The organism is Methylophilales bacterium (assembly GCA_019823025.1).
GTDB lineage: Bacteria > Pseudomonadota > Gammaproteobacteria > Burkholderiales > Methylophilaceae > BACL14.
The window spans coordinates 898,231-924,579 of sequence record CP081940.1 but is presented as its reverse complement, the minus strand read 5'-3'; the positions used below and the strand labels follow the sequence as shown (position 1 = coordinate 924,579).

Here is a 26,349-nt window from a genome sequence, read left to right as displayed (position 1 = left end):
TCTATTTATCTTCCCATACAATAATCTTATTAAGCTCCTCGCTAATTAAAATCTCGTTATTTTCTAAGACAATCAAATAATGACTAACGCCTAATTCATTGGCGATTTCAATTTTTTTAGAGATCTCTTCAATAAATATTGGATTAGAATAAACATCCGATTTTTCTCCAGAATTATCTCCAGGCGGAATTAATACTGTGACTGACATTGTGTTAGAGACAGGATAACCTGAATGAGGATTGATAATATGTGAATATCTTTTTTTATTCACAGCAAAATATTTTTGATAATCACCGGATGTTCCAATTGACCAACCTGGCTTTAATGGCAAACTCGCCATTAAATTTGGATTTCTAGGATCCTGAATACCTACTATCCATTCTTTATTACCCTGCTTACCTAATGCTAAAATATTTCCTCCAATATTAATAAGTGCATTTTTTATATTATATTGCTCCAATATATTTTTAGCTTGGTCTAGTGCATAACCTTTGGCGTATCCTCCCATATCAACTTGAACAAACTTATTGGTACTACTGAGTATATTATTAATGATTTTTATATTTCCCATAGAAGGTTTAGCTTCAACCAACTTTGAAATAGATCTAGCATCTGGCATTGCCTTACGAGGAACTTCTGAATGAAATCCCCATAAACTCACAAGTTTTCCAATTGCAGGATTGAAGTAGCCATTGGTTTGGTTTTCATATTCCTGACCTCTTCGAATCAAAGATATTACCTCTTCATCTTCTATAAAAAAGGGTGTTTCATTTTGAATTGCTTCGTTAATTTCAAAAATCACCCCTTCTCGCCAGGGGTGGAGCTTATAATGAAGCTTATTGAAGTTTGATAAGATTTCTTTTGAGGCTTCTGAAGCTAATTTTTTAGATTCTCCATATATTTTGATATCTACAATCGTACCAAAGACATAATCTTTTTTTTGAAATAGTAAGTTTTCATGCATGCTTATAGTTAATATAAGAATAAATACTATAATAAATAATAAAAACTTTACGTATCTTTGCATTAGATTTTTTTAAAGTGCATCAATTATAAATTCAGCGCTATTAAAATTGGTTTGATTTTCTATTTCAACTAAGCATGTTGGACTTGTCACATTTATTTCTGTTAAGTATTTTCCAATCACATCAATTCCGACAAAATCTAATTTACTCTTTACTAAATACTTTTTGATTACATTAACAATTTTAATATCATCAGCTGTTAATTTTTTTGCGATGCCCGTCCCACCTTTTGCTAAATTTGCTCTGAAATCTTTACCGTCTGGGATTCGTGCAAGACAAAAAGGAAGTGGCTCACCTTTAATAATAATAATTCGCTTATCCCCCTCAGTGATATCTGGAATATACTTTTGAGCCATCATAACTTTAGTGTCATTTACGGTGCTAGTTTCAAGAATACTATTTATGTTTTTATCTAATTCATCAATCACAAAAATTCCATTACCTGCCATACCATTAATGGGCTTAAGAACAATCTTTTCATGTATCTTAAGAAAATTGACTACATCACTAGCAGTTGAGGTAACGATTGTGGGTGGAATAATTTCTTGGAAATTAAGAATAGACAGTTTTTCATTATGATTTCTTATTGATGAAGGATTATTGATGATATCTGTTCCTTCTTGAACTGCGTGATCTAATAAATAAGTAAGATTTAAATAATCATCATCAAATGGTGGATCTTTTCTAATAATAATTTTTTTAAAAAAAGAACTAAAATTCATTTCAGTATCCTGATACTTTATTCCTTTCTCTAAACTTAAAATTTTCTGACTATGAATATTTACGTTTCCTTCATCTATTGAAAATTGATTAATTTCAGAGAAATGTACCTCAATATTTCTTCTTAGGCACTCTTTCATTAATAATAGAGAGGAATCCTTAGTTTTATTAAGAGACTCAATAGGATCGATGATAAAAAGATATGCCATCATTTCCTTTCTGCTAGTTCTTTAGACGCTGCTAGCATTGATAATCTTGCAATAACGCCATAAGCATAAAATCTGTTGGCCTTATCATGGCAGGGCCTTCCTTGATCAGGCATTAGGCATGAGGTTTCAAAAGCGACAGGTTCAAAATGCATTCCTGGAGAATTCAAATTTTCATCTTTACCCTTACTTGTATGGACGCGGTAAAAACCTCCCACAACAAAATGGTCAATCATATATACAACGGGTTCAGCCACTGCTGCGTTAATAGTTTCTTCAGTGTGAATACCCTCTTGCACCAGCACCTCAGATACTGACATCCCCTCTTTTATCACTGACATTTTCTTTCGCATCTTTCTATTTAGGTTGATAGCCTCTGAACTGGATTTAACAGTCATCACACCCATGCCATATGTACCTGCATTAGCTTTGACAACTATGTATGGATCTTGAGAAATATTATATTCACTATATTTTTTTTGTATCTGATCTAAAAGGCTATCAATAGTCTCTTCAAGTCTATCTTCTCCTTCACCAGCTGAAAAATCTAAATTATCTAATTTCTCTGATAATGGATCAATTAACCAAGGGTCACTGTTTGTTAATATTGAAAACTCTTTTGCTACTTGACTATAAAAATGAAAATGGGACGATTTTTTTCTTGTGGGCCAGCCAGCATTAATTGGTGGAATAATTTGCTGTCCAAGATTTTTAATTATTTCAGGTACGCCACCAGACAAATCATTATTCAAAATAATTGAACAGGGTATAAATTCAGTGCCATCTTTATTTTTTAAAAATAAAAAGTCCTCCCTTCTGCAAATAGGCTCAATAGTAATAAACTGATTTTCGTCTATATCAATATTCGTGGATTCTAAAATACTTGCATCTACAGAGCCAATCCTAACCTCAAGTCCAGAATTTTTTAGAATCTCTTTGAGTTGGTATAGATTTTTTAGATAAAACAAATTTCTTGTATGTTTTTCGGGGATTATGAGAACCCTCTTTGCTTCTGGACAAACTTTTTCTATGGCAACAGATGATGCTTGGATTGCGAGCGGAGAAAAATCTGGATTTAAATTGTTAAATCCTCCAGGAAATAAGTTCATATCAACAGGTGCTAGTTTAAAGCCTGAATTTCTGAGATCAACTGATCCATAGAAGGGTGCTTGATTTTCTAGCCACTGGCTTCTAAACCACTGTTCTATATCACAGCTACGATGTATTATAAAATTTTCTAATTCTAATAACTCTTCTGTTAAATTAATTTTAAGAGGCTGGTTCATTCAATGACCTTACCTTGCACCTGAAGATCTGCATGGTAACTACTCCTCACCATTGGACCACTTGCAACAGAATTAAAACCTAAATTTTCAGCTATCGTTTTTAAACTTTCAAATTCTTCTGGGGGGACATATCTTTCAACAGGTAGGTGAAATTCTGTTGGTTGGAGATATTGCCCTATCGTGATCATGTCTACCTTATGAGTTCTCAAGTCTCGCATAACTTCTATAATTTCATCGTTTGTTTCCCCCAGACCTAGCATTAAACCGGACTTTGTAGAAACATTTGGATATTTACTTTTATATGTTGACAATAATTTTAATGAGTGTGAATAATCAGAGCCAGGCCTTGCTTGCTTGTAGAGTCTTGGAATTGTCTCAAGATTATGATTAAAAACGTTCGGGGGGGACTCATATAATATATCTATTGCTTTGTCTAAACGCCCTCTGAAATCTGGTACAAGAATCTCAATGCCAATGTTAGGATTTAACCTTCTTATTTGATCTATACACTGAACAAAATGTGAGGCCCCTCCATCTCTTAAATCATCTCTATCGACACTTGTAATTACAACATATTTCAATTTTAGTGATGAAATTGTTTTTGCCAAATGTAATGGCTCTAAATCATCTGGTGGTTTAGGTTTACCATGTGTTACGTCGCAAAAAGGGCATCTTCTTGTGCACAAATCTCCTAAGATCATAAATGTTGCTGTGCCATGGCTATAACATTCTGCAATATTAGGACAGCTTGCCTCCTCACATACACTGTGTAATTCTCGCTCACTAAGTAAATTTTTTACCCTCATGTACTCCGCAGTTTTTGGAAGCTTCATTTTTATCCATGAAGGTTTTTTTAGGGTCTCTGTTGGTACAATTTTAATAGGGATTCTTGATGTTTTATCCCTGCCTAATTCCTTATTGTTTTTCATTCAATGACCTAAAAAAAAATTTAAAATGCTCCAAAACTTCCTTCTCAACTTCACTTTGACTAATCTTTGGCAAATAGTCTTCTAATTGTGACATTTTTAAGCCTTTATAACCACAGGGATCAATATCTAAGAAGGGATCTAAATTCATATTTACATTTAAACTTAAACCGTGGTATGTGTAGCCTTTTTTTAATCTCAAACCAATGGAAGCAATTTTTTTTTCATCAACATAAATGCCAGGTGCATTTTTTTTTAGTTTTCCAATTATTTTTTTATTCTTAAGATACATTAAAATAGAGTGCTCAATACCAGATACTAGCCGTCTTATTGAAAGCTTGTTTTTATCTAAGTTTATTAAAAAATAAAAAATAATCTGCCCTGGTCCATGGAACGTTATTTTTCCACCACGATCCACAAAAAGGTGAGGTATTGAGCTGTTCGGTAATTTAAAATTTTTTTTATTAAGCCCCGTCGTATATATGGGATTATGTTCGGTAACCCAAATTTCATCTGATTGAGGGTTATTCTCAATGTGAGCTTTCATGGCCAACCAGCAAGTTTTATAATCCGTTAAGCCTAAATATTTAATATTCAAAGCCATTTATAAAACAAACTTAGTGACTTTTAATCCTGAAAGTTCTATGTAAATATTATCTAACTGTTTTTGGGATAAGACAAAGACATTGCAAGTAAGGCTAATGTATTTGCCTGCGCTGCTTCCTTTCATTTCAATACATGAGCTATCAAAACGGGCATCAAATTTAGTTATTGATTTGAGCACAATATCAGAAAAATCTTCAACGGCATCACCTATTACTTTTATTGCAAAATGACAAGGGAAGTTAATCAGAGGTTCTTTGATTGGGTCATCCATTTTTTAATTTTATCTTTTTACAATAAAACCATTTATAAAAAAATTGTCAGATAGCTCATCTTTCTTAATTTCAGCTTTTTGATTGTTTTTGAAAGGCCCTATTAATACTTGAAATTGATCTTCATTCTTAATTTTTTTAATGTTTTCATTTTTAACTGTGCCTAATTTTTTAATCTTATTTATGAGGTTGTTTGCATTTTTCTCATCTGAAAATAAGCCTGCTTGTATGTATATTTGTTTACTTATCTTGCTTACTTTAACTTTTTTATCAAGGTCGATTAATTCTACTTTTACAAGCTCACTACCTTTTTCAATAATTTCTAATCTATTCGCTGCTGCATAAGACAAATCAATAATACGATCTTTGACAAATGGGCCTCTATCGTTAACCCGTACAATCACTGTTTTATCATTTTTTAAGTTTGTAACTTTCACATAGCAGGGAAGTGGAAGGGTTTTATGGGCTGCCGTCATCTTATACATGTCATATACCTCACCGATTGATGTTTTATTACCGTGATATTTTTTTCCATACCATGTAGCATAACCCGTTGCCTTATATGGCTTTAAAGACGTCATTGGATAATATGTTTTACCAAAAACCTTATAAGGTCGATTTGAGAACTTATTTAAAGGCTCTTTTTTGGGTATCGCATTAGGAATATTCGAGAGATTTTCCGGAATGACTTCTTCGGGACCATCATCAAGATAGTAAGCCCCTTTTGATTTTGAGTCTGTTACCGGTTTTTCATTGTTGTTATCAACGTTATTTGTTTGACAACCGGCAAGACAAAGGGCTGTTAATAAAAATGCAATGCTTTTTGTATTATTCATCCATTTCCAAGTTTATATTTGAATCGAGCTGTTCAACATTTTTTTTGTATTCAACCATTTCGATTTGATTGTTATTTGCTTTGGCAATTTTATACAAATATAAATAAGATAGTGTATGTTTTTTATTTTGACTGACAACTTTTTTAAATAATTTATAAGCATCGTCCTGATTTTCTTGGTGATAATTTGCTAAGCCTAAATGAAAGTTTGACTCGTCTGCTTCTGGTTCATTCTTAACCCAGTCCTCCGAAATAATTTTAAGCTTGTTCCAGTCTTTATTATTTAAAGCACTTACCACCCTCATAAAGTACGGTTGATCTTCTTCAGGCTGATCCCAAAATGCTCTTTCCGGAGCAGTTGTAATTGAAACCTCCTCACCCTTTGTTAACATTTCTTCAATAATTTCTACTGGCATACTGTAATAAAAAGCCGACCTTCCTGGTGTTTTAAATGTAGTAATACCTAAAAGCTCCCCTTGATAATTAAAAATTCCTCCTCCACTAGCCCCTAACATAAAGGAAGCTGATGACTGAATAATCTGATGCCCATCGAAATCAAACTTAGCCTTTACAGTTCCAAATGACGAGCCTGGTCTTGCCGAATTTCCCCCATAGCTTTTTGTAAAAACATCCGTTTCGTATTCAACGTCTGCTGTCTTTTTCATTGTGACTGGTTTTAATTCTAAAAATTTAAATTTCAAAATGCAAAGGTCACTCTTCCAGTCTGCTATTAAAGCATCCGGAGAATAGCTTATGCCATATTTGGTTACATGTATTCCTTGTGAGTTTGCAATTACATGACAATTAGTCACGATATAATTTTTTGCAACGACAACCCCAGAACCTACGCCGTGATTTCCTTTATCATTAGCAACATGAACTTTTACGACAGATGGATTTGTATTAAATAATACTTCAACACTTGGCGTTGAAAAACTCGTTACTGGAAATAACATACCTAGTAGAAATAATTTTTTGAACATGGGTTTTGAATAACTGTTTGTTGAATAGGCTGTAGACAAAATCAACTGCCTTAGTTCATGTTATTTTAGCCGCACTTACTTTCACCACAGTTTAAACAAGTAAGGCATCCATCCATCATGATAGCTGCTTTTGTTTGGCACTTATTGCATAACTGTGCATCTTTTGGAAAACCAGAATCATCTAACTTATCAGGATTTTTTTTTAAATACTCTGCTTTCTTATCATCGATTAATTGTTGCTGATGCGCTTCTGGCTCTGTAACTTTTAGCATACCAATATTTTTAAGATGCTCTTCAAGAACTTGGCCTAATTCGGCAACTAAACTTGGAACATATTTACCACCTTTTTTATAATAACCTCCGTTGGGATCGAAAACACTTTCTAACTCTTCAATTAAAAATGTTAAATCACCACCTTTTCGAAATACAGCTGACATTACCCTTGTAAGCCCAACTATCCATTGAAAATGCTCCATATTTTTTGAATTAACGAATATTTCAAAAGGCCTTCTATGTTCTTGGTCAGTACCTTCATTCATAATGACATCGTTAATAGTTATATATAAAGCATGTTCTGTTACGGGAGTTTTAACTTTATAAGTTGAGCCTGTTATTTTATCTGGCCTTGCTAATGGCTCGCCAATTTGAACCACTTCAGCAGGTATTTCTTTTTTTTCATCTTTTTGCTCATCTGTTTTATCAACAACAGAATAGCTTACGATTTTCTTTTCAATCTTAATTGACATCTACTAACTCCTAAAATTTTCCGTAATAACCTTCTTTTAAGGCGTCATACAAATTGGCTGCGGAATGAACCTCTCCATCATACTCAATTTCTTCATTTCCCTTTACCTCAACTTCTTGTCCATCATCAAGAGTAAATTTATAACTAGTATTTTCTAAATCTTTTTCAGTTACCAATACACCTTGAAATGCTTCTGGGTTAAATCTAAAGGTTGTACAACCTTTTAATCCTTTTTCATACGCATACAAATATATTTCCTTAAAATCTTCATAATCGTAATCTGTAGGGACGTTAATTGTTTTGGATATCGAACTATCAATCCATTTTTGGGCTGCAGCTTGAATGTCTACATGAGCTTTTGCCTTGATTGTTGACGAATCAATAAAGTAATCTGGTAATTTCTCATCAGCATTTTCTGAAAACGGCATCGCCTTAGGATTCACCAATGCTCTATAAGCAAGAAGTTCATACGAAAAAACATCGACTTTTTCTTTTGATTTTTTACCTTCCCTGATCACATTACGACTATAGTGATGTGCAAACGAGGGTTCAATTCCATTACTAGCATTATTTGCTAATGACAGTGAAATAGTTCCTGTTGGTGCAATAGAACTATGGTGAGTAAATCGACAACCGTTCTTTGCTATTTGAGCTTGAATAGAAGATGGAAACTGCTGCATATACCTGCTATATTTTCCGAGTAAAACTTTCCCTGTTAATTTATCACCAACTTTAATTCCATCTTTTTTCATTTCAGGCCTCATTAAAAGCATTGATGCTGTGACCTCAAACTCTTCATCCATTATTGGTGCTGGCCCTTTCTCTTTAGCAAGATCTATGCCCACCTGCCATCCAATTTCAGCTAGAATTCGACTTACTTCTTCTGTGAATTTTAATGATTCTTCGTCACCATAAACAAGACCCATCATTGACAATGTTGAACCGAGACCAAGATAGCCCATTCCATGACGTCTTTTTCTTGCAATCTCATCTCTTTGCTTACCTAATGGCAACCCATTGATCTCAACAACATTATCAAGCATTCTTGTAAATATACTGACAACTTCTTTATACTTGTCCCAATCAAACTGCGCCTCTTCTGTAAAAGGTTTTTTGACAAACTTGGTTAAATTTACAGATCCAAGTAAACACGCTCCATAGGGAGGGAGTGGCTGCTCACCACAAGGATTTGTTGCCCTAATATTTTCACAAAACCAGTTATTATTCATCTCATTAACACGATCAATTAGAATAAATCCTGGTTCTGCGTAATCGTATGTTGATGACATAATTATGTCCCACAACCTCTTCGCTGGAATAACTTTATAAACTCGACATGCAACCTTTCCAGTATCTTTTCCTTCAGTTTTAGATAAATATTTACCAGGTACTGGCCAATTTCTCCATACTACTTGATCTTCATTCTCCAAATCTAAGCCTTCATCTTTGGCTTCTTTTGCCGTTACAGGAAATGCAACCTTCCATTTTTGATCATTCTTAACGGCTTCCATAAAATCTTTAGTAATCAAACAAGACAAATTAAACTGCCTTAATCTTCCATCTTCTCTTTTTGCTTTAATAAAATCAGTGACGTCAGGATGAGCAATATCAAATGTGGCCATTTGTGCTCCGCGTCTACCCCCAGCGCTTGAAACGGTAAAACACATACGGTCATAAATATCCATAAATGAAAGAGGGCCACTTGTATAAGCGCCAGCACCTGCAACAAACGCACCTTTTGGTCTTAATGTTGAGTACTCATAACCAATTCCACAACCCGCCTTTAAAGTCAGGCCTGCTTCATGAACTTTATCTAAAATATCAGTCATGCTGTCTTCAATTATTCCTGATACCGTACAGTTAATTGTACTCGTAGCAGGTTTATGTTCTAAGGCGCCAGCATTTGAAGTAATTCTTCCAGCTGGTATTGCTCCATTTTGTAAAGCCCAAACAAATCTCTCGCTCCATTGCTCTTGAATCTCTTTTTCTTCAACATCTGAAAGCGCTTTAGCAACTCTAAGGTAAGTATCATCTACATCCTTATCAACAAAGTCACCTTTCTTAGACTTAAGTCGATATTTTTTATCCCATATATCAAGTGATACTGGTTGGACTGGAATCGAACCTTCTTCAGGATGATCCTCATTATTTGATACCGCTTTAAGCATTACAAACCCCCTAATTTAAGTGCTAAATTGCTTTTTTATTGAAAATTATCGATTTTTTTAAAACCACTACATCTTGTGCTTACATAAAAAATAATATCACTTGATTGTGTCTGGTCAAGTAATTTTTATTAAAAGAACAATAAAAAAATGACGCCCTAAAAAATTACCATTTAAAACAACAACTTTCATAAAAATTAATTTTATTTATCTATAATTTATGTGAGAAAATAAAAAAGATGCGTCTTATTATTTACAATATCATTGTTTATCTTATTCTTCCCCTTACTACAATCAAATTAGTTTATCGAGGAATAAAAAATAAAGATTATTTAAGAGGTTGGTCTGAGCGTTTCGCCATTTACCCCGTATCTGAAAAAAATAAGTGGTTAAAAAGAAAAACCTTATGGATTCATTGTGTGTCGGTCGGAGAAACAAAGGCAATTTATAGGCTTTTAGAACAATTACAAAAAAAATATCCAAGAGCGCATTTCTTAATCACCCATGGTACTCCAACAGGCAAAAAAGTTGCCCTTCCAAAAAATAAAAATATTCACAGAGCCTATCTACCTTATGATGCTTTTGACCTAGTCAGAAGATTTCTCAAATTTTATAGGCCCACAGTAGGTATATTGCTTGAAAAAGAAATTTGGCCAAATTTAATTATCCAATGTAACAGCAAAAAAATTCCGCTACTTCTCATAAACGGAAGGCTTTCTAATGAATCTATTGAAAAGTATAAAAAATTCAGAAATTTTTATACACCTTTGTTAAATAAACTATCAACTATTTACGTACAGGGTGAATCTGATAAGAAAAATTTCGAGCAATTAACTACCCATAAAGTTCAAGTGATGGGTAACTTAAAATTTGACCAAATGCCCCCTAAGGAAACGGAGCAAAATTCAAAAAAGATGAAGAATGATTTAATGATTAATGATCAAATTGTAATAGTTGCCGGCAGTACAAGGAAAGGTGAGGAAGAAATTATACTTAATGAAATATTAAAGATGAATAAGAAAAATATTTCATTAATTTTGACGCCAAGACACCCGGAAAGATTTAGTAAAGTAGAAAATCTTTTAAAATCAAAGAACGTGCAATTTGCTAAAAGAAGTCAAGCCTCTTCAATCAAATCAACACCAAATTTTATATTAGGTGACTCTATGGATGAGATGTATATGTATTACGAGTTGGCAAATGTCGTAATTCTTGGAGGCAGTTTCTTCAATTATGGAAGCCAAAACCCAATTGAACCGATAAAATTGAAAAAGCCCACTATTATTGGGCCATCGATTTTTAACTTTAAGGACATCATTCTTGGAGCGATAAAATCAAAAGCCGCTATTCAAATAAACCATATCCACGAATTACCCAAAACTATTACAAAATTAAGTAATTTAGAAACACGAAATTCAATGATTCAAAAGTCAAAGGAGTTTATTTCAAGGTCAGAGGGAAGTTCCAGAAAAGCGCTAAAAATTATTAGTCAATATTTTTAATTAGAGGAGTAATTTCTTTAAAAATTGGATTCTCAGATGAGCCCAACCATTCAAATACAACTGATTCAACATTTGTAATAATACATCCTGCACTTTTTAGTCTTCCTAAAGCATTTTGCTTATTTAATATATTCCTTGAAACTACTGCATCCTCAATCACAAAAACTTCTTTGCCTGCTTTGATAAGTCCCAGAGCTGTTTGTAAAATACAAATATGCGCTTCCATACCAATTAAAAAAACTTGCGGTTTAGTGCGGATTAAATACCGATTAAAAATAGCATCATCTGTACATGCAAAGACTTTTTTTTCTATATAACTCGCCTCATTAACAAAAGCTTTAATAGATGGCAAAGTTGGCCCTAAACCTTGTGGATATTGCTCAGTAATAATTGAGGGAATTTCTAATTTCTGAGCTACCGCGAATAAAAGCTCGCACCTCTTGATAATTTTATTAATAACTTCTTTTGGCATAACAGAGGCTAACTTTTCCTGCATATCTACTAAAACTAATTGGCTTTTATTTTTTGATGCAATCATTACTGTTCCAATATTAGATATTTATTTATTTCAATTATGTCTTGTTTTGTAAGCATACCCACAGAAAATTTTAAATTAATCAAATTCATTAAGTAATCATATTTGTTATCAAGTATATCTTTTTCAGCATCAAAATAAACTTGTTGAGCTCTCAAGACGTCAATACTATCTCTTAAGCCTGCCTTAAAACCCAAATTGGTTGAATCAAGCGTTAATTTAGCACTTTTTAATGCTACGTCATAAGCAACTATTTCTGCAAAATTTGTTTGAAGATGTAAAAAATTTTCTCTTACCTCTAACTTAACTTGTCTTTCTAAATATTCTTCATCTTCTTGTAATTTGAGTTTAAGTAACTTGCCTTCACGTATCCTTGAGCTTCTAAATCCACCTTCATAAATGGGAATATTAATTTCAACGCCAATCGCGTCAGAAAAGTCTTTGCCCCCTTGGTTTTTAGTTGTGCCATAAGGATATCCTCCACTATTCCAATTTCTTGAACGTGAAGCGAATGCATCGATTGTTGGGAGCCTATCGCCTGTTCGAATGTCTATTTCTCTGTCTGCGATTTTGACTTCGTCTCTTCTTATTTGAAGATCTAAATTATTTTCTAATGCAATATCGATCCATTCTTCTGCTTTATTTTCAACCTCTGTAAATGTAATCACCGGATTTAATTTATTAAGCTTTCCTGGAAGTGACCCTGTAATAGTTTCAAATTCTCTTTTTTTAATTTTAAAAAGTTGCACAGCGTTTAATTGTTCAACCTCTATCAATGCGGCTTTTGTTTTTGTTTCATTAACATCGGTAATGGAAACTAGTCCTGCTTTAAACATCGCTTCCGCCTCAGCAAGCTGTGCAAGTATTTCTTTACGCTGGGCTTGAAGTAAATCAATCTCATCTGATGCTTGTAGTGTTTCAAAATATAATTTTACAACACGATAAATCAAGTCTTGTCGGGACCAGAGAAGCTGTTTGTCACTTAAGCTCGTTTGAACTAAATTTTGTTTGTAGCGATTATAAGAAGCATAATTAAAAATTGGCTGCCTCACTACAACACCATATTCATAATTTTGATAATCTGCTTTCGTTCCAGCCAATAGTACATTACTAATTGGCGTATTAAATTTTCTTGAATTATCTAGATCAGAATAGCTTCCTGAAGCCGATATATTTGGTAATAAAAGAGATAGGCCTTGATCTATTAATTCCTGAGTTGCTTGGTTTTGAATAGTCGCAGCAGATAAAAGGGCATCATGTCTTAGTGCTTCATTGTATAGTGACAATAAGTCACTTGTTTTTTCAGCACTTATAAATGAAGAAAAACTCATACAAAACAAAAATACCAATAATCTGATCTTTACATAAAGAATCGACATAAAATTTAAATATTGTTTTCCCACATTTAAAAAATAAACTTAGATGCTTCACTTTTCATAATTAAAAAAGGAATAACATCTTCAAACATAGACTTAGATTCATACTCATTTTGACCAACTTTCTCAATAAGGTTCGCCTGCATAAGCGTTTTAGTACCTTCGAAAAAAAATAATTTACCGCCTACTTTAAGCTGTTCTCTCAGCCCTAAAGGCTCTTTAAGGATGCCCCCCGTAAATACAATTACATCATAAGGTGCAAAATCTAAGTTACCTTGAACACCATCATTATTTACATATGATAAATTTGAGAGATTATCTTTTTGATGAATTTTTTTTGCTTCCTCTAAGAAATTGTCAAATAAATCCATCGTAACGACATGCTTTGAAAGAGAAGCCAGCAAAGCTGCAAAAAAACCCGTCCCAGTACCAATATGTAAAATATGATCTGTTGGTTTTAACTTAAGAGATTGCAAAACTCTTGCCTCTTGTTTTGGGGCAAGCATATATTGTTTATGTTGAAGTGGAATTTGTACGTCTGTGAAAGCAATTTTTTTATATGTTTCTGGGACATATGCTTCCCTTTTAATTTTGTCATACAAATCTAATATCGATGCATCAAACACATCCCATGTCCTGATTTGTTGCTCAATCATATTAAAACGTTTGACATCAGTAAGGGTTTTCATTTATTTGTAAGCTCTGAAAAAAATTTAGAATAATTTAGAATCAATTATAGCTGAGACGGTCAAAAAACGGAGGTTATTTTCATTAAAAATATCATGCTTACCTTGCTATAAGCATGATAATCAAGTAGTTTATACCTAGTGCTAGGGGTCCGCTTTTCAGTGGTGAGAAAAACTCTTTGAACCTGATGTGAATTAAATATCGCCGTAGGGAATGCATCTATAAACTGCTCCCTACCATATGTAAAATTAATAAAGGAGTCAGCAGTGAACGCTTCAGATAAACAGATTAAAATGAATGTTGATAAATTCGTAAGTAAAGACGCAGGCCTTGACAAAGCAGCTCTTGAATCTTTTGAAAACTCAAAAAAAGTTTACATAGAAGGGTCAACGCCGGATATTCAAGTGCCTTTTAGAGAAATTTCTATTTCAGATACACCTTCTGAATTTGGTGCTGAAAAAAATGCCCCGGTATTAACTTACGATACCTCGGGTCCTTACACTGACCCCAAAAGTAAAATTGATATTAAAAATGGTTTAATTCCCTTACGTAATAAATGGATTGAGGATAGAAAAGATACAGAACAACTTCAGGGCCCTTCATCAACTTTTGGCAAAAAAAGAAAAACAGATCCGTCATTAGAAAATATGCGATTTAACCTTAAGCGCAACCCAAAGAAAGCTATGGTAGGAAAAAATGTATCTCAAATGCACTATGCCAAAAAAGGAATTATTACCCCCGAAATGGAGTTTATAGCCATTAGGGAAAACCAAAGGCGTGAAGGGATTTCGGAAGTCCTCCAAACACAACACCCTGGTGAAAATCATGGTGCCAAGATTCCTCAAAAAATAACCGCGGAATTTGTAAGAGATGAAGTTGCCAAAGGGCGAGCTATCATTCCAGCAAATATTAATCACCCAGAAACAGAACCGATGATTATCGGAAGAAATTTTTTAGTTAAGATCAATGCCAATATTGGTAACTCAGCCCTAGGATCTAGTATTAGCGAAGAAGTCGAAAAGATGGTTTGGGGTACCCGTTGGGGTGGTGATACTGTAATGGATTTATCTACTGGAAAAAATATTCATGAAACGAGAGAGTGGATCATTAGAAATAGCCCTGTGCCTATAGGGACCGTTCCAATTTATCAAGCACTGGAAAAAGTAAATGGTAAAGCCGAGGATTTAACATGGGAAATTTTTAAGGACACCCTCATTGAACAAGCAGAGCAAGGGGTAGATTATTTTACAATTCATGCGGGCGTGAGATTAGCTTATATTCCAATGACTGCTAAAAGAATGACAGGAATTGTGAGTCGGGGAGGCTCTATTATGGCGAGCTGGTGTCTTGCTCATCACAAGGAATCATTCTTATATACCCACTTTGAAGAAATTTGCGAAATAATGAAAACCTATGATGTTAGCTTTAGCTTGGGTGATGGTTTAAGGCCGGGATCAATATACGATGCTAATGACGAAGCACAATTTGCTGAATTAAAAACATTGGGTGAACTAACTAAAATCGCTTGGAAACATGATGTCCAGGTGATGATTGAAGGCCCGGGTCACGTACCTATGCATATGATTAAAGAGAATATGGATCTACAGTTAGAGCATTGTGACGAAGCCCCTTTTTACACACTCGGACCGTTAACTACCGATATCGCACCTGGCTATGATCACATCACTTCAGGTATTGGTGCTGCTATGATTGGTTGGTATGGCTGTGCCATGCTTTGCTATGTCACACCAAAAGAACATTTAGGTTTACCTGAAAAAGAGGACGTGAGAACGGGAATTATTACTTATAAAATTGCAGCACATGCGGCAGACCTCGCAAAAGGTCACCCCGGCGCGCAAATCCGTGATAATGCCCTATCGAAGGCAAGATTTGAATTCAGATGGAATGATCAGTTTAATTTAGGCCTAGATCCTGAAAAAGCAAAAGAATTTCATGATGAAACACTTCCGCAAGAGGGTGCTAAACAAGCCCACTTCTGTTCAATGTGTGGGCCCCACTTCTGTTCAATGAAAATATCCCAAGATGTGAGAGACTATGCAACCAAAAAAGGGATATCTGATAAAGAGGCTCTAGAAAAAGGCATGGAAGAAAAATCTATTGAATTTGTAAAAAAAGGTGCTGAAGTTTACCAAAAAATTTAACGAGGCATTTTAAGGAATATTAATGGATTTATATCTTTTATGGGTAGCCTTTATTCTCGGGATTGTTGAAGGAATCACTGAGTTTATACCCGTCAGCTCTACTGGCCATTTGATTTTAGCAGCTGAGCTTTTACAATTTAACGACGACTCAAGTAAAGTTTTTGAAATTTTTATACAGCTCGGCGCCATCCTCGCCGTTATCGTTCAATACAAAAACAAATTAATATTGACCTTTAAAGGGGCTTTGCATGAAAAAGTCGCCCAAAACTTTATTCTCCATCTATTCATTGCCTTCCTTCCAGCTGCGATAATGGGACTTTTATTTCATAAAATGATTAAGTTTTATCTCTTTAACCCAATAATCGTCGGTATCAGTCTGATAATTGGTGGTTTTATAATGATTTTAATTGAAAAAAAATTAACCATTAAAACAAAAACAAATGTTGATCAGATTACAAAAAAGCAAGCTTTAGTCGTAGGCTTGGCCCAATGTTTTGCTTTAATTCCAGGGGTTTCAAGGTCTGCGTCTACTATCATGGGTGGTTTAATATCGGGGCTGGATCGAAAAACGGCCACTGAATTTTCGTTTTTCTTAGCTATCCCCATTATATTTGCCGCTTCGTTATTTGATTTAGCAACCAACTTTTCTTTACTCAACATGCATCATGTACCCATCTTCTCAATTGGCTTTATCACCGCATTTGTGAGTGCTTTATTAATTATAAAAGTTTTTATCAAGTATGTAGCCAACCATGACTTTGTCATATTTGGTTGGTATAGGATTCTTATTGGAATAATTGCTGTTATTTATTTTTTCTAGTAAAAATTGATTATGGGTTTTATTTCAGACCAACTAATTCAATGGCATAAGAGATCAGGGCGACATAACTTGCCATGGCAAAATACAGATAATCCTTATCTTATTTGGTTGTCAGAGATTATGCTTCAACAGACGCAAGTTAGTACTGTTTTAACTTATTTTGAAAAATTTATTAAGCGTTTTCCGAATATAGATGCCCTTGCTAATGCAGAAGAAGAAAGGGTTCTTGAATTGTGGAGTGGACTCGGTTATTACGCTCGAGCAAGGAACTTACACAAAACAGCTATAGAAATTTCAAAAAATTATGATGGTAAATTCCCATCATCATTCGATACACTTTTAACTTTACCAGGGATTGGTCGCTCAACAGCGGGAGCAATTTCTGCATTCGCCTTTAAAGAAAAGAAGCCCATTTTAGATGGAAATGTTAAACGCGTATTTACAAGACACTTCGGAATTATGGAATGGGCTGGAAAACTTTCAGTAGAAAAAAAATTATGGGAAATAGCTTCTGACAATTTACCGAAAACCAATAAATATATTCAAACCTACACCCAAGCACTGATGGATTTAGGCGCAACTGTCTGTAAAAGAAGTCAGCCGCTGTGTAATAATTGCCCCTTACAAAGAGAGTGTATTAGTTTTAAGAAAAATTTAACAAAAGACATTCCTATTTCTAAACCAAAAAAAACCTTACCGACAAAAGAGATTTATTTATTAGTAATTAATTCTGATGATTCCTATTTATTCAAAAAAAAACCATCAAAGGGAATTTGGGCAGGCCTTTGGTCCATGCCTGAATTAGAAAATTTTGAGAATTCTGAAAATTGGATAAAAGAAAATCTAGGTGAAGGTAATTTTAAAATTTTAAAATTAGGTAAACACAAGACTGCATTTACGCACTATAAACTAAATATTCATTTTCAATATATATTGTTGGATAAGCTTGGGCTCCCTAGAATTGATAATTACAAATGGATTGAGAGAAATAATTTAAAAAATGCTGCTTTGCCTAGCCCTATTAAAAAAATTCTAAACTCTTTCGAGAGTGTTTAAAACTTGCAGAGTTTTCCATAAAAAGGCATTATTCATTTTAATTACTATTAAGGAAAAATGACTGTGTGTAAATTATTAGGTGTTATCTCTCGAGTGTTAATGGCACTCATATTTTTTGTATCTGTTCTTTTTATCATCAACAATATCTACAACACCCCTAACGGTTATGCTTTATATCAAGATTTATTAGGTGCCAGAGGCATACCAGGAATTTTTGCGCCTATCAGTATACTTGTTCAGCTCATTGCAGGATTTACTCTAATTATTGGTTACAAAATCAAAATTACTTCTTATGTTCTTTCAGTTTATTCATTTGTATGGGCAATAATTTACTTTATGAACGCTTTAGGAGGGCAACCGCTATTATTAATGTCACTTCAATATCTTGCAATTTGTGGCGGTCTTCTGCACTTAGCGTTAAACCCAGAGACTGGCTACAGTATTGATGGTTGTAAGAAAGGCAAATAATTAGATTCCAGACATAGATACGTCATGCTTATGTCTGGAGTTACTCCCACTCCATCGTAGGAAATATTTTATTTATATTTCTACCGTTTTGGATATCAAATAACTCCCATTTTTCTGACTCCGATTGGCCTGCTGTATCAATTGTTAATTGAAGGTCCTGATCATTATCAATCGCCAACCTAACTTCGTCTCTTAATAATTTAAAATAATTTTGTTCTTTTAAAAAAGCTTCTTTCCATTTTTTTGTAGGAGTCCCATGACCAGGGATGACTTGATCAATATCCAACATTAAAATTTTGTCGATAACGTCTATGAACCCGTGAATATCACCATCAATGACTGGGGTTCTTTCTGTGAATAATAAATCTCCTGCCCAAAGTGTCTTAGTTCTTAAATCTTCGACGGTAACATCGGTTTTTGTATGGGCGATCGAGTAGGCCGTGACTTTTATTTTTCTATTGCCCAAGTCAAAAATTTTACTTTCATTCGGTTTAATTAATATATTAGGTGCAATTTGGATAGATTGATCATTGGGAACATCAAGGTATTCGAGATTGATACGCTCATAAAACTCTTTTCTAAGTGCCATGGCTTTGGGTAATTCAACATGACCTATAAAATCTACATTTTCTCCAACAAAGGAAGCGTTCCCATAAATATGATCAAGATGAACATGGGTGTTGATTACATATCGAACGGGTAATTTAGAAAATTTTCTAATTGCCGTTTTAAGTTCGTTACCAATTTTAAGAGAACCTCCCGAATCAATGACGGCAATTGATTCTTCTCCAACAATAAAGCCAATGTTTGCAATGTCTCCATGGTATGTTTCGTCTACGTCCAAGTGCTCACCTTGATGAACAAAAATGCCTGGAGCAACTTCTTCAAATTCAATTGAAGGACTTGAAGCATAAATAAACTTACTAAAAATGAGTAAGAAAATTAACACCAAAGAATGTTTCAAAAAAAAGTTTTTTCTATATCTAATCATGTAAATTTATTATAATCTGTTTATAAAATTTAACTAGTTTACTTGCCAGATGAATAATAATATCAAATACACAAACGTAGCCATTGCCCTTCATTGGTTGATTGGCATTGCCATTTTATTTATGTTTGTTCTTGGTTGGTTTATGACTGAACTACCTAAAGAAACGCCTAAGACTACTAGTTTTGATATATTTAATTTGGGCCTCATAACATGGGAAGTAGAAGAGGAACAATCACAAAGATCCTTTTACTTTAATCTTCATAAGTCAGTGGGCCTGAGTTTACTTATGCTTATTGTTTTAAGGATGTACTGGAGGTTTACCCATCGCCCGCCTGCTTTTCTTAGTTCGATGAAACTTTGGGAAAAGCGCTTAGCCAAAGCCACGCATCACTCACTTTATCTGCTTATGTTTCTCATCCCTCTATCAGGAATCATTATGTCAGCTGGCAGTAAATATGGAATCAAATGGTTTGGTATTAAAGTAATTCCTGGTTTTGATGACAAAGCAATCAGGGAATTATTTTATGAATTCCATGAAATTTTTGGTTTGCTTCTTTTATTTCTTCTAATATTCCATATTCTCGGTGCAATAAAACACTCTCTTATTGATAAAGACGGTACATTGAGAAGGATGTGGTTCAATAAAAACTAATTATCATGTTATTGGTCTATAGTGATCTAGATGCAACCCTTCTAGATCATGAAAATTATTCCTTTAATCCAGCAATACCCGCTCTAAAGTTACTTGAAAAAAAAGGAATTCCACTGATACTTGCAAGTAGTAAAACTTATCAGGAGATGATTGCTATCAAAAAATCTATGGGCAATCATTATCCCTTTATTTACGAAAATGGGTCTGGTATTTTTTTTAGAAAAAAAATTGCCTTTGGAGTTGCGCACAAAGATATTAAGAGCTTTCTTGAATCTCTAAGAAAAAAATTTTCGTTTGAGTTATTCTCTGACTTTTCACCTAATCAACTAAAAAAATATACTGGGCTTACTGAGAAACATGCAGAAAATGCAATGAAAAGAGAGCACTCTGAACCTATTTTATGGAACGACGAGTATAAAAAATTAAAAAATTTCATAACGTTAATTGAAAAAAAGTCTTTAGTTGCAGCACAAGGGGGCCGATTTTTAACCATTTCAGGGCAATATACTAAAGCAGATGCACTATTATGGATCAAAAAGGCTTATGAAAACGAATTTAGAGTTCCAGTCACTACAATAGCATTGGGTGATAGTGAGAATGATATTAAGATGTTAAAAATAGCTGATTATGCTATTTTGGTGAAACATCCTTATAAAAATTTCCCGCAAATCGATCACCCAAATATTATTCGAACAAAGGAAATTGGGCCATTAGGATGGAATAATGCATTAATTAATTTAGTGAGTGAACTATGAGTGATTTTTACCAAAATGGAATTGTGACGAATCTTCATAATCTAAGATCACAACATCCAGAGAATTTAGAAAAGGAATTGATAGAATTTTCAAAAAGTAGGCCTTTGGGTTTGGTTTTACCATCGCTTTATTCAGAGCTACTCAAGCCAGCTCTAAAGAACATCGTTGAAGAACTAAAACATGTCCACTTCATTGATAAGATCATTGTAGGGTTGGATCAAGCATCAAAATACGAATATCGTGATGCATTAAGTTTTTTTTCTTCGCTCCCTCAGGATGTAATCGTCTTATGGAATGACGGTCCCAGGCTAAAAAAAATTCACCAAAAGTTAATTGATAAAAAACTTGCGCCGACAGAGCTAGGAAAAGGTAGAAACGTATGGTATTGCTTTGGCTATGTTTTAGCTGAAGAAAAGCTTGAAGCCATAGCGCTACATGACTGTGACATCCTTACCTATAAAAAAGATTTGCTAGCAAAACTTATTTATCCTGTTGCAAATCCGAGTTTTAATTATCAATTTTGCAAAGGCTACTATGCCAGAGTATCTGAGGATAGAATCAATGGACGTGTATGTCGCCTTCTTGTTACTCCTTTAATTCGTGCATTGATGAGAATTTTTCCTGCAAACAACTATCTTGAATACCTCAATAGCTTTCGTTATGCATTGTCGGGTGAATTTTCTTTAAGAACTGAGGTATTAAATGACCTCCGAATTCCAAGCGATTGGGGCTTAGAAGTTGGAATCTTATCTGAAATGAATCGTAACTATGCAAACAACCGATTATGTCAGGTTGATATAGCTGATAAATATGATCACAAACATCAGGATTTAAGCGTAAAAGATTCTACTAAAGGCCTCTCCAAAATGTCGATTGATATCAGTAAATCAATTTTTAGGAAGTTGGCTACAAATGGCTTGGTTTTTAATAACGAAACATTTCGCTCTCTGAAAGCAACATACTTCAGAATAGCACTAGATTTTGTCGAGACCTATCACAATGATGCCACAATCAATGGATTAAATTTTGATATTCACGCAGAAGAGAAAGCTGTTGAACTCTTCGCAGAAAATATACTTAACGCCGGCCAACACTTTTTAGATAATCCTATGGAAACACCATTTATTCCTAGTTGGACAAGAGTGACAAGTGCCTTACCAGAGATAAAACAAGAAATTATCCAAGCTGTAAATGACGATATAAAAGAATACTCAGGATAGCTTTATGCAACAAGAGAAAACTAGACAGCAACTAAAGTTAAAAATCAAATACCATCTTAACCAAATTTATAAAAATAAAAAAAACCATAAATTAAGTCAAACAATTTTTAATATTTTTTTTGAAAAAAAAAATCCTATTCAACCAAACCTCTCGAATACGAAGTGGGGGCAAGAGGATATTATTTTAATCACTTATGCAAATACGTTCATTAATCAAAAAAAAGCTCCTCTTAAAAACTTAAGAAATTTCCTTTCTAAGTACATAAAAAAAACAATAAATTCTGTCCATATATTACCTTACTTTCCATACAGCTCAGACGATGGATTTGCAGTTATTGATTTTACAAAAGTTAATGAAGGTTTTGGTACTTGGAGTGATATTGAGGAAATTGCAAAAAATTATAAGCTAATGACAGATGTCGTCATTAATCATTGCTCATCAAGAAGTCAATGGTTTGAACAATTCAAAAATAATCATAAGCCAGGAGTAGATTTCTTTTTAGATTTACCAAAAAAAACAAACACCAAAAAAGTTATCAGACCACGAACCTCTGATTTATTACAAGAGATCAATACAGCCAGTGGTAAAAAATATGTATGGTGTACTTTTGGCCCAGATCAACCAGACCTAAACTATCAAAATCCTGAGGTTATGATAGAAATGCTAAAAATTGTCAAAAATTATCTTGATAAAGGGTCTCAAATATTACGTCTAGATGCAATCGCGTTTCTTTGGAAAGATCTAAATACAAACTGTATAAACCTAACTGAAACACATGAGTTTGTGAGACTAGTTCGAACATTAATTGATCATTATTCGGATAAAGCCTATTTAATTACTGAGACAAATATTCCTAACCGTGAAAATCTCTCTTATTTTGGAAATCGTAATGAAGCACATCTGGTTTATAACTTTGCTCTCCCTCCACTCATAATGCATAGTTTATTAAATAATAGTAGTCATAAATTGAAACAATGGCTTATGAGAATGCCTCCCGCAATGTTTGGAACTACTTACTTTAACTTTATTGCGAGTCATGATGGGATAGGCCTTAGGTCAGTAGAAAATATTCTTGAAAAGTCTGAAATTGCTGCATTAATTTCAAGCGCTAAAAAAGCTAACGGTAAAATTTCCTATCGAACCACAGGGCATATAAGTGAACCCTATGAAATTAATATTAGCTTATTTGATGCTTTTAAATATCATATTAAAGATGGACTGGATCGCATGCAAAACCAAAGGTTTATTTGTGCACACACCATTATGCTTGCAATGGAGGGAATACCTGCATTCTATATACACAGTCTACTGGCAACTAAAAATGATTATAAAAAATTACTCCATTCATCACAAAATCGTTCAATTAATCGCCATCAGTGGTCATTAGAAGATATTGAGAAAAAATTGGGTTCAAGGACCCATCACAAGAAAATTTTTTTTGAATTATTACGACTTATTGAGGTTAGAAAAAAACAGAAGGCATTTCATCCCAATGCGACACAGTTTACCTTAGAAATAAATGAATCAATATTTGGTCTATGGCGGCAGAGCTTAGATCGCGAACAAAGTATATTTAGTATTCATAATGTTTCTAACAAAACTGTAACTTTTAATCCGTCCTTACTAAATATGATTGAGACTGACCGCTGGAGTGACCTTATCTCGGGCAAATCACTCAAAAATTTATACCAAGAAATAAAATTAAAACCCTATAAATCAATATGGCTCTCTAATAAATAACGTATCATAATAGGTAAACTTTTTATTATGAAACTCATTGTCACAAACCATAACCGCGATACTTTTAATAGTCGCTATGTATATCCAGTAGTTTCAAGGAGAGCTGGAGGGTTGTCTCTTGGTATAAATTTAAATACAAATAATAAATGTAATTGGCAGTGTATCTATTGTGAGATCCCTAATTTAAAACGAGGTAAACCTGAATCTATAGATCTAAATCGTCTCCGAAATGAATTAAAAGATTGGCTCAACAATATAGTTAAAGGAGATTTTATAGATAAACATACTAACCCCGGTACTAAGTTTAAAGATATTGCTCTATCTGGAAATGGTGAGCCAACTGCTTGTAAAGAATTTAAAAGTGTTCTGGGAATTATTGAGAAAGAGTTCGCTGACAGTCAATTTCCTAAAGACGTTAAAATTAGACTAATCACCAACGGTAGCTATTTGTCCGAGAGAGAGATTCAGGATGCATGGCAAGAAATGCCGCTGGCAAAAGAAATATGGTTTAAAATTGACTCTGTAAATACTGAGACTATTAAACAATTGAATCAAGTTAATTTAACCCATAACCAAATCAAAAAAAATCTTGAATCAGCTCTATCCATATCCTCAACAGTCATTCAAACTTGTCTAACCAAAATAAATGGGCAACTTCCAAAAGAAAGTGAAGTTTCTGACTATGTGAACTTTCTAAAACCCTATGAAAAAAAAATAACTAGCATTCATTTATATAGTCTTGCTAGACCCACCGAACAGAAAACGCTTTATAATCTTGGGAGGCTCAATGATCAAGAAATGATTCGGATTGCTGAAAAAATGAATGAACTTTCCATACCAATTTTTACATTTAGCTAAATGAAGTTTATTACTCTAATTCTTTTAGTTTTCTTTTTACTATTTTTTCTTACTAGTTGTGGTCAGCCAGACCAAGAATGGAATTCATATGGAGAAGATCTAACTAATCAACGTTTTTCTAAAATTACCCAAATCAATAAAACAAATGTTGAAAAACTTGGCTTAGCTTGGCAGTTTCAAACAGGGGTTAAAGCAACATTTCAAGCTACTCCAATTGTACATAAAGGTATTATGTATGTTTCACTCCCTTTCAATAATGTACTTGCTTTGGATGCCAAAACTGGAAATGAAATTTGGCGTTATGAGCATGATCTTAACCCTAACTGGAAACTTTGTTGTGGTCCATCAAACAGGGGAGTTGCACTTCAAGGTAAACAATTATTCTTTGGCACGGTAGATGCTCGACTTATTTCCCTAAATATTAAAACAGGTGAAAAAATATGGGATATCAATGTTGTCAAAAACAATGTTGAGTCTGAATCTATAAGCGACCTGGATGAATCTGATGCCAATTCTGATAAACAAATAAGTGGTGGGACTGGCGTAGGTATTTCTATGGCGCCGGTAGTCTATAACGGCAAAGTGATTATTGGAATCACCGGCGTAGGATATGGACTTCATGTAGAGGAAGAGGGAGCTAATACACCATTAGGTGCGGTGGTTGGTGTATCAGGGAAATTCGGTCGGTCAGGCTTTTTAGCTGCATACGATATACATTCTGGTCAGCAAATATGGCAATTTAATACTATTTTAGAGACTGGATGGGAAGGGAATTTTAATAACTTTATTGAAGATGGGGTCACTTTAAACAGAGATATTTATCATGAAAAGGCTACCTTAGACAAATATCCCAATGCGGCAGAATTTGGAGGAGGTTCTGCATGGACAACTCCTGCAATAGACAAGGAAACAAATACCCTTTTCTTTGGTACAGGGAATCCTTCTCCTCAAATGAGTGGAGAAACTCGGCCGGGTGATAATTTATATACTGTATCCATTGTCGCACTTGATGCTGAAACGGGGAAATTGAAATGGTACTACCAACAAGTTCCTCACGACATTTGGGGGTATGATGTTGCTAGCCCACCTGTACTTTTTTATGCATATCATGATGGTCAAGTCATTCCTGCTGTCGCCCAGGCAAGTAAAACTGGATGGTTATATATTATAAATAGAGACACGGGAGCGCTCATATTAAAATCAGAAGCATTTGTACCCCAGAGTAATCTCTTTGCTGGAGCATCAAAGGAGGGGACTATTATTTACCCTGGTATCTTAGGAGGTTCTAATTGGTCTCCTATCAGCATTAATTCAGATTTAAATCTTGCCTTTGTCTCAGGCATTCATGCTCCAATCAAATATACACTTCATGAAAAAAATACTGAAAACGGAATCACTGAATATACCAGTTCAGAGCCCACAAATGACCCGCAGTGGGGTCTGCTTTCAGCAATCAATTTATCGACAGGTAAAATACAATGGCAATATAAAACACCACAGCCACTTGTTGGAGGAACGTTATCTACCAAAGGGGGTTTAGTATTCCTGGGAGAGGGCAATGGAAATTTTAATGCCATCGATGCGACTTCAGGGGCATTACTTTGGCAAACTTATACTGATGCTGGCGTTAATGCACCTCCCATCACCTACCTCATAGATGGGGAACAGTATATCGCTGTCGTCGCCGGTGGTAATAAAATTATGGGCTTTTCTCAGGGTGATTATATAAGTGTTTATAAACTTCCAAAAGCTGAATGAAT

General features: G+C 34.2%; 25 protein-coding genes and 1 riboswitch. Of the genes, 11 read left to right on the top strand and 14 right to left on the bottom strand.

Translation table 11 applies throughout. The features are described 5' to 3' along the window. Position 1: 1 nt before the first annotated feature. The 10 genes from K6112_04930 to K6112_04885 form a co-directional block, all read right to left on the bottom strand. Positions 2–1,027: an FAD:protein FMN transferase gene (locus K6112_04930; GenBank protein QZP17371.1), complete on the bottom strand. Its 1,026-nt coding sequence runs from the start codon at positions 1,025–1,027 to the stop codon at positions 2–4. A gap of 9 nt (positions 1,028–1,036) precedes the next feature. Continuing rightward, complete coding sequence (gene gshB, locus K6112_04925) at positions 1,037–1,957, bottom strand: glutathione synthase (protein QZP17370.1); 921 nt, start codon at positions 1,955–1,957, stop codon at positions 1,037–1,039. Then, a complete protein-coding gene (gshA, locus tag K6112_04920) occupies positions 1,954–3,237 on the bottom strand; it encodes a glutamate--cysteine ligase (protein ID QZP17369.1) in 1,284 nt (427 codons plus the stop codon). Before gshA ends, gshB begins: the two co-directional genes overlap by 4 nt. Next, entirely contained in the window at positions 3,234–4,166 is a 933-nt protein-coding gene (lipA, locus tag K6112_04915; protein QZP17368.1) for a lipoyl synthase, read from the bottom strand. Before lipA ends, gshA begins: the two co-directional genes overlap by 4 nt. Continuing rightward, complete coding sequence (lipB, locus tag K6112_04910) at positions 4,153–4,767, bottom strand: lipoyl(octanoyl) transferase LipB (protein QZP17367.1); 615 nt, start codon at positions 4,765–4,767, stop codon at positions 4,153–4,155. Before lipB ends, lipA begins: the two co-directional genes overlap by 14 nt. Further along, positions 4,768–5,040, bottom strand: a complete 273-nt coding sequence (locus tag K6112_04905) for a DUF493 domain-containing protein (GenBank protein QZP17366.1) — start codon at positions 5,038–5,040, stop codon at positions 4,768–4,770. It lies immediately after the preceding gene. Between the two features lie 9 nt (positions 5,041–5,049). Then, a complete protein-coding gene (locus K6112_04900; GenBank protein QZP17365.1) occupies positions 5,050–5,874 on the bottom strand; it encodes a septal ring lytic transglycosylase RlpA family protein in 825 nt (274 codons plus the stop codon). Further along, a complete protein-coding gene (locus tag K6112_04895; protein QZP17364.1) occupies positions 5,867–6,856 on the bottom strand; it encodes a trypsin-like peptidase domain-containing protein in 990 nt (329 codons plus the stop codon). Before K6112_04895 ends, K6112_04900 begins: the two co-directional genes overlap by 8 nt. 65 nt (positions 6,857–6,921) lie before the next feature. Then, complete coding sequence (locus K6112_04890; GenBank protein QZP17363.1) at positions 6,922–7,602, bottom strand: NrdJb; 681 nt, start codon at positions 7,600–7,602, stop codon at positions 6,922–6,924. Between the two features lie 10 nt (positions 7,603–7,612). Continuing rightward, the gene (locus K6112_04885) at positions 7,613–9,769 is read right to left on the bottom strand and encodes an adenosylcobalamin-dependent ribonucleoside-diphosphate reductase (protein ID QZP17362.1); all 2,157 of its coding nucleotides are present in this window, start codon (positions 9,767–9,769) and stop codon (positions 7,613–7,615) included. 236 nt (positions 9,770–10,005) lie between these two features. Between K6112_04885 and K6112_04880 the strand changes: the two genes are divergently transcribed. Then, positions 10,006–11,268, top strand: coding sequence for a 3-deoxy-D-manno-octulosonic acid transferase (locus tag K6112_04880; protein QZP17361.1), 1,263 nt, complete (start codon positions 10,006–10,008; stop codon positions 11,266–11,268). Here K6112_04880 and K6112_04875 read toward each other — a convergent pair. The 3 genes from K6112_04875 to K6112_04865 are packed head-to-tail and all read right to left on the bottom strand — an operon-like array spanning position 11,252 to position 13,868. Beyond that, entirely contained in the window at positions 11,252–11,806 is a 555-nt protein-coding gene (locus tag K6112_04875; GenBank protein ID QZP17360.1) for an isochorismatase family protein, read from the bottom strand. The genes K6112_04880 and K6112_04875 overlap by 17 nt on opposite strands. After that, complete coding sequence (locus tag K6112_04870; protein QZP17359.1) at positions 11,806–13,182, bottom strand: TolC family outer membrane protein; 1,377 nt, start codon at positions 13,180–13,182, stop codon at positions 11,806–11,808. The genes K6112_04875 and K6112_04870 overlap by 1 nt, the downstream gene beginning before the upstream one ends. A gap of 26 nt (positions 13,183–13,208) precedes the next feature. Further along, a complete protein-coding gene (locus tag K6112_04865; protein QZP17358.1) occupies positions 13,209–13,868 on the bottom strand; it encodes a protein-L-isoaspartate O-methyltransferase in 660 nt (219 codons plus the stop codon). A gap of 133 nt (positions 13,869–14,001) precedes the next feature. Next, a riboswitch (TPP riboswitch) is annotated at positions 14,002–14,097 on the top strand. A gap of 62 nt (positions 14,098–14,159) precedes the next feature. Here K6112_04865 and thiC point away from each other — a divergent pair. The 4 genes from thiC to K6112_04845 are packed head-to-tail and all read left to right on the top strand — an operon-like array spanning position 14,160 to position 18,372. Next, a complete protein-coding gene (gene thiC, locus K6112_04860) occupies positions 14,160–16,028 on the top strand; it encodes a phosphomethylpyrimidine synthase ThiC (protein QZP18491.1) in 1,869 nt (622 codons plus the stop codon). Positions 16,029–16,050: 22 nt separating this feature from the next. Then, positions 16,051–16,848 carry an undecaprenyl-diphosphate phosphatase gene (locus K6112_04855; protein QZP17357.1) on the top strand — a complete coding sequence of 266 codons (798 nt, stop codon included), beginning with the start codon at positions 16,051–16,053 and terminating at the stop codon, positions 16,846–16,848. A gap of 12 nt (positions 16,849–16,860) precedes the next feature. Beyond that, the gene (mutY, locus tag K6112_04850; protein QZP17356.1) at positions 16,861–17,904 is read left to right on the top strand and encodes an A/G-specific adenine glycosylase; all 1,044 of its coding nucleotides are present in this window, start codon (positions 16,861–16,863) and stop codon (positions 17,902–17,904) included. Positions 17,905–17,961: 57 nt separating this feature from the next. Continuing rightward, a complete protein-coding gene (locus tag K6112_04845) occupies positions 17,962–18,372 on the top strand; it encodes a DoxX family protein (GenBank protein ID QZP17355.1) in 411 nt (136 codons plus the stop codon). 40 nt (positions 18,373–18,412) lie between these two features. Here K6112_04845 and K6112_04840 read toward each other — a convergent pair whose 3' ends face one another. Beyond that, entirely contained in the window at positions 18,413–19,363 is a 951-nt protein-coding gene (locus K6112_04840) for a quinoprotein relay system zinc metallohydrolase 2 (GenBank protein QZP17354.1), read from the bottom strand. 49 nt (positions 19,364–19,412) lie between these two features. On the opposite strand from K6112_04840, the gene K6112_04835 reads away from it, so the two are divergent. Genes K6112_04835 through K6112_04810 form a run of 6 tightly spaced genes read left to right on the top strand, consistent with a single transcriptional unit; the run spans position 19,413 to position 26,347 of the window. After that, a complete protein-coding gene (locus tag K6112_04835) occupies positions 19,413–20,015 on the top strand; it encodes a cytochrome b (protein ID QZP17353.1) in 603 nt (200 codons plus the stop codon). Between the two features lie 5 nt (positions 20,016–20,020). After that, on the top strand, positions 20,021–20,770 hold the full coding sequence (locus tag K6112_04830) for an HAD-IIB family hydrolase (GenBank protein ID QZP17352.1): 750 nt from the start codon (positions 20,021–20,023) through the stop codon (positions 20,768–20,770). After that, positions 20,767–21,990 carry a glycosyl transferase gene (locus K6112_04825; protein QZP17351.1) on the top strand — a complete coding sequence of 408 codons (1,224 nt, stop codon included), beginning with the start codon at positions 20,767–20,769 and terminating at the stop codon, positions 21,988–21,990. Before K6112_04830 ends, K6112_04825 begins: the two co-directional genes overlap by 4 nt. Positions 21,991–21,994: 4 nt before the next feature. After that, complete coding sequence (locus tag K6112_04820) at positions 21,995–23,731, top strand: sugar phosphorylase (GenBank protein QZP17350.1); 1,737 nt, start codon at positions 21,995–21,997, stop codon at positions 23,729–23,731. 27 nt (positions 23,732–23,758) lie between these two features. Beyond that, positions 23,759–24,589: a radical SAM protein gene (locus tag K6112_04815; protein QZP17349.1), complete on the top strand. Its 831-nt coding sequence runs from the start codon at positions 23,759–23,761 to the stop codon at positions 24,587–24,589. Beyond that, positions 24,590–26,347: a PQQ-binding-like beta-propeller repeat protein gene (locus tag K6112_04810; protein ID QZP17348.1), complete on the top strand. Its 1,758-nt coding sequence runs from the start codon at positions 24,590–24,592 to the stop codon at positions 26,345–26,347. Positions 26,348–26,349: the final 2 nt, after the last annotated feature.

What these genes read in the sequence shown, in the direction of transcription:
- K6112_04845 (QZP17355.1), top strand. Translation starts at nt 17,962, where the DNA reads ATGACTGTGTGTAAATTATTAGGTGTTATCTCTCGAGTGTTAATGGCA.
- K6112_04900 (QZP17365.1), bottom strand. Translation starts at nt 5,874, where the DNA reads ATGAATAATACAAAAAGCATTGCATTTTTATTAACAGCCCTTTGTCTT.
- K6112_04930 (QZP17371.1), bottom strand. Translation starts at nt 1,027, where the DNA reads ATGCAAAGATACGTAAAGTTTTTATTATTTATTATAGTATTTATTCTT.
- gshA (QZP17369.1), bottom strand. Translation starts at nt 3,237, where the DNA reads ATGAACCAGCCTCTTAAAATTAATTTAACAGAAGAGTTATTAGAATTA.
- K6112_04840 (QZP17354.1), bottom strand. Translation starts at nt 19,363, where the DNA reads ATGATTAGATATAGAAAAAACTTTTTTTTGAAACATTCTTTGGTGTTA.
- K6112_04830 (QZP17352.1), top strand. Translation starts at nt 20,021, where the DNA reads ATGTTATTGGTCTATAGTGATCTAGATGCAACCCTTCTAGATCATGAA.
- K6112_04820 (QZP17350.1), top strand. Translation starts at nt 21,995, where the DNA reads ATGCAACAAGAGAAAACTAGACAGCAACTAAAGTTAAAAATCAAATAC.
- gshB (QZP17370.1), bottom strand. Translation starts at nt 1,957, where the DNA reads ATGATGGCATATCTTTTTATCATCGATCCTATTGAGTCTCTTAATAAA.
- K6112_04810 (QZP17348.1), top strand. Translation starts at nt 24,590, where the DNA reads ATGAAGTTTATTACTCTAATTCTTTTAGTTTTCTTTTTACTATTTTTT.
- K6112_04875 (QZP17360.1), bottom strand. Translation starts at nt 11,806, where the DNA reads ATGATTGCATCAAAAAATAAAAGCCAATTAGTTTTAGTAGATATGCAG.
- thiC (QZP18491.1), top strand. Translation starts at nt 14,160, where the DNA reads ATGAATGTTGATAAATTCGTAAGTAAAGACGCAGGCCTTGACAAAGCA.
- K6112_04815 (QZP17349.1), top strand. Translation starts at nt 23,759, where the DNA reads ATGAAACTCATTGTCACAAACCATAACCGCGATACTTTTAATAGTCGC.
- K6112_04855 (QZP17357.1), top strand. Translation starts at nt 16,051, where the DNA reads ATGGATTTATATCTTTTATGGGTAGCCTTTATTCTCGGGATTGTTGAA.
- K6112_04880 (QZP17361.1), top strand. Translation starts at nt 10,006, where the DNA reads ATGCGTCTTATTATTTACAATATCATTGTTTATCTTATTCTTCCCCTT.
- K6112_04905 (QZP17366.1), bottom strand. Translation starts at nt 5,040, where the DNA reads ATGGATGACCCAATCAAAGAACCTCTGATTAACTTCCCTTGTCATTTT.
- K6112_04865 (QZP17358.1), bottom strand. Translation starts at nt 13,868, where the DNA reads ATGAAAACCCTTACTGATGTCAAACGTTTTAATATGATTGAGCAACAA.
- K6112_04835 (QZP17353.1), top strand. Translation starts at nt 19,413, where the DNA reads ATGAATAATAATATCAAATACACAAACGTAGCCATTGCCCTTCATTGG.
- K6112_04870 (QZP17359.1), bottom strand. Translation starts at nt 13,182, where the DNA reads ATGTCGATTCTTTATGTAAAGATCAGATTATTGGTATTTTTGTTTTGT.
- lipB (QZP17367.1), bottom strand. Translation starts at nt 4,767, where the DNA reads ATGGCTTTGAATATTAAATATTTAGGCTTAACGGATTATAAAACTTGC.
- K6112_04825 (QZP17351.1), top strand. Translation starts at nt 20,767, where the DNA reads ATGAGTGATTTTTACCAAAATGGAATTGTGACGAATCTTCATAATCTA.
- mutY (QZP17356.1), top strand. Translation starts at nt 16,861, where the DNA reads ATGGGTTTTATTTCAGACCAACTAATTCAATGGCATAAGAGATCAGGG.
- K6112_04890 (QZP17363.1), bottom strand. Translation starts at nt 7,602, where the DNA reads ATGTCAATTAAGATTGAAAAGAAAATCGTAAGCTATTCTGTTGTTGAT.
- lipA (QZP17368.1), bottom strand. Translation starts at nt 4,166, where the DNA reads ATGAAAAACAATAAGGAATTAGGCAGGGATAAAACATCAAGAATCCCT.
- K6112_04895 (QZP17364.1), bottom strand. Translation starts at nt 6,856, where the DNA reads ATGTTCAAAAAATTATTTCTACTAGGTATGTTATTTCCAGTAACGAGT.
- K6112_04885 (QZP17362.1), bottom strand. Translation starts at nt 9,769, where the DNA reads ATGCTTAAAGCGGTATCAAATAATGAGGATCATCCTGAAGAAGGTTCG.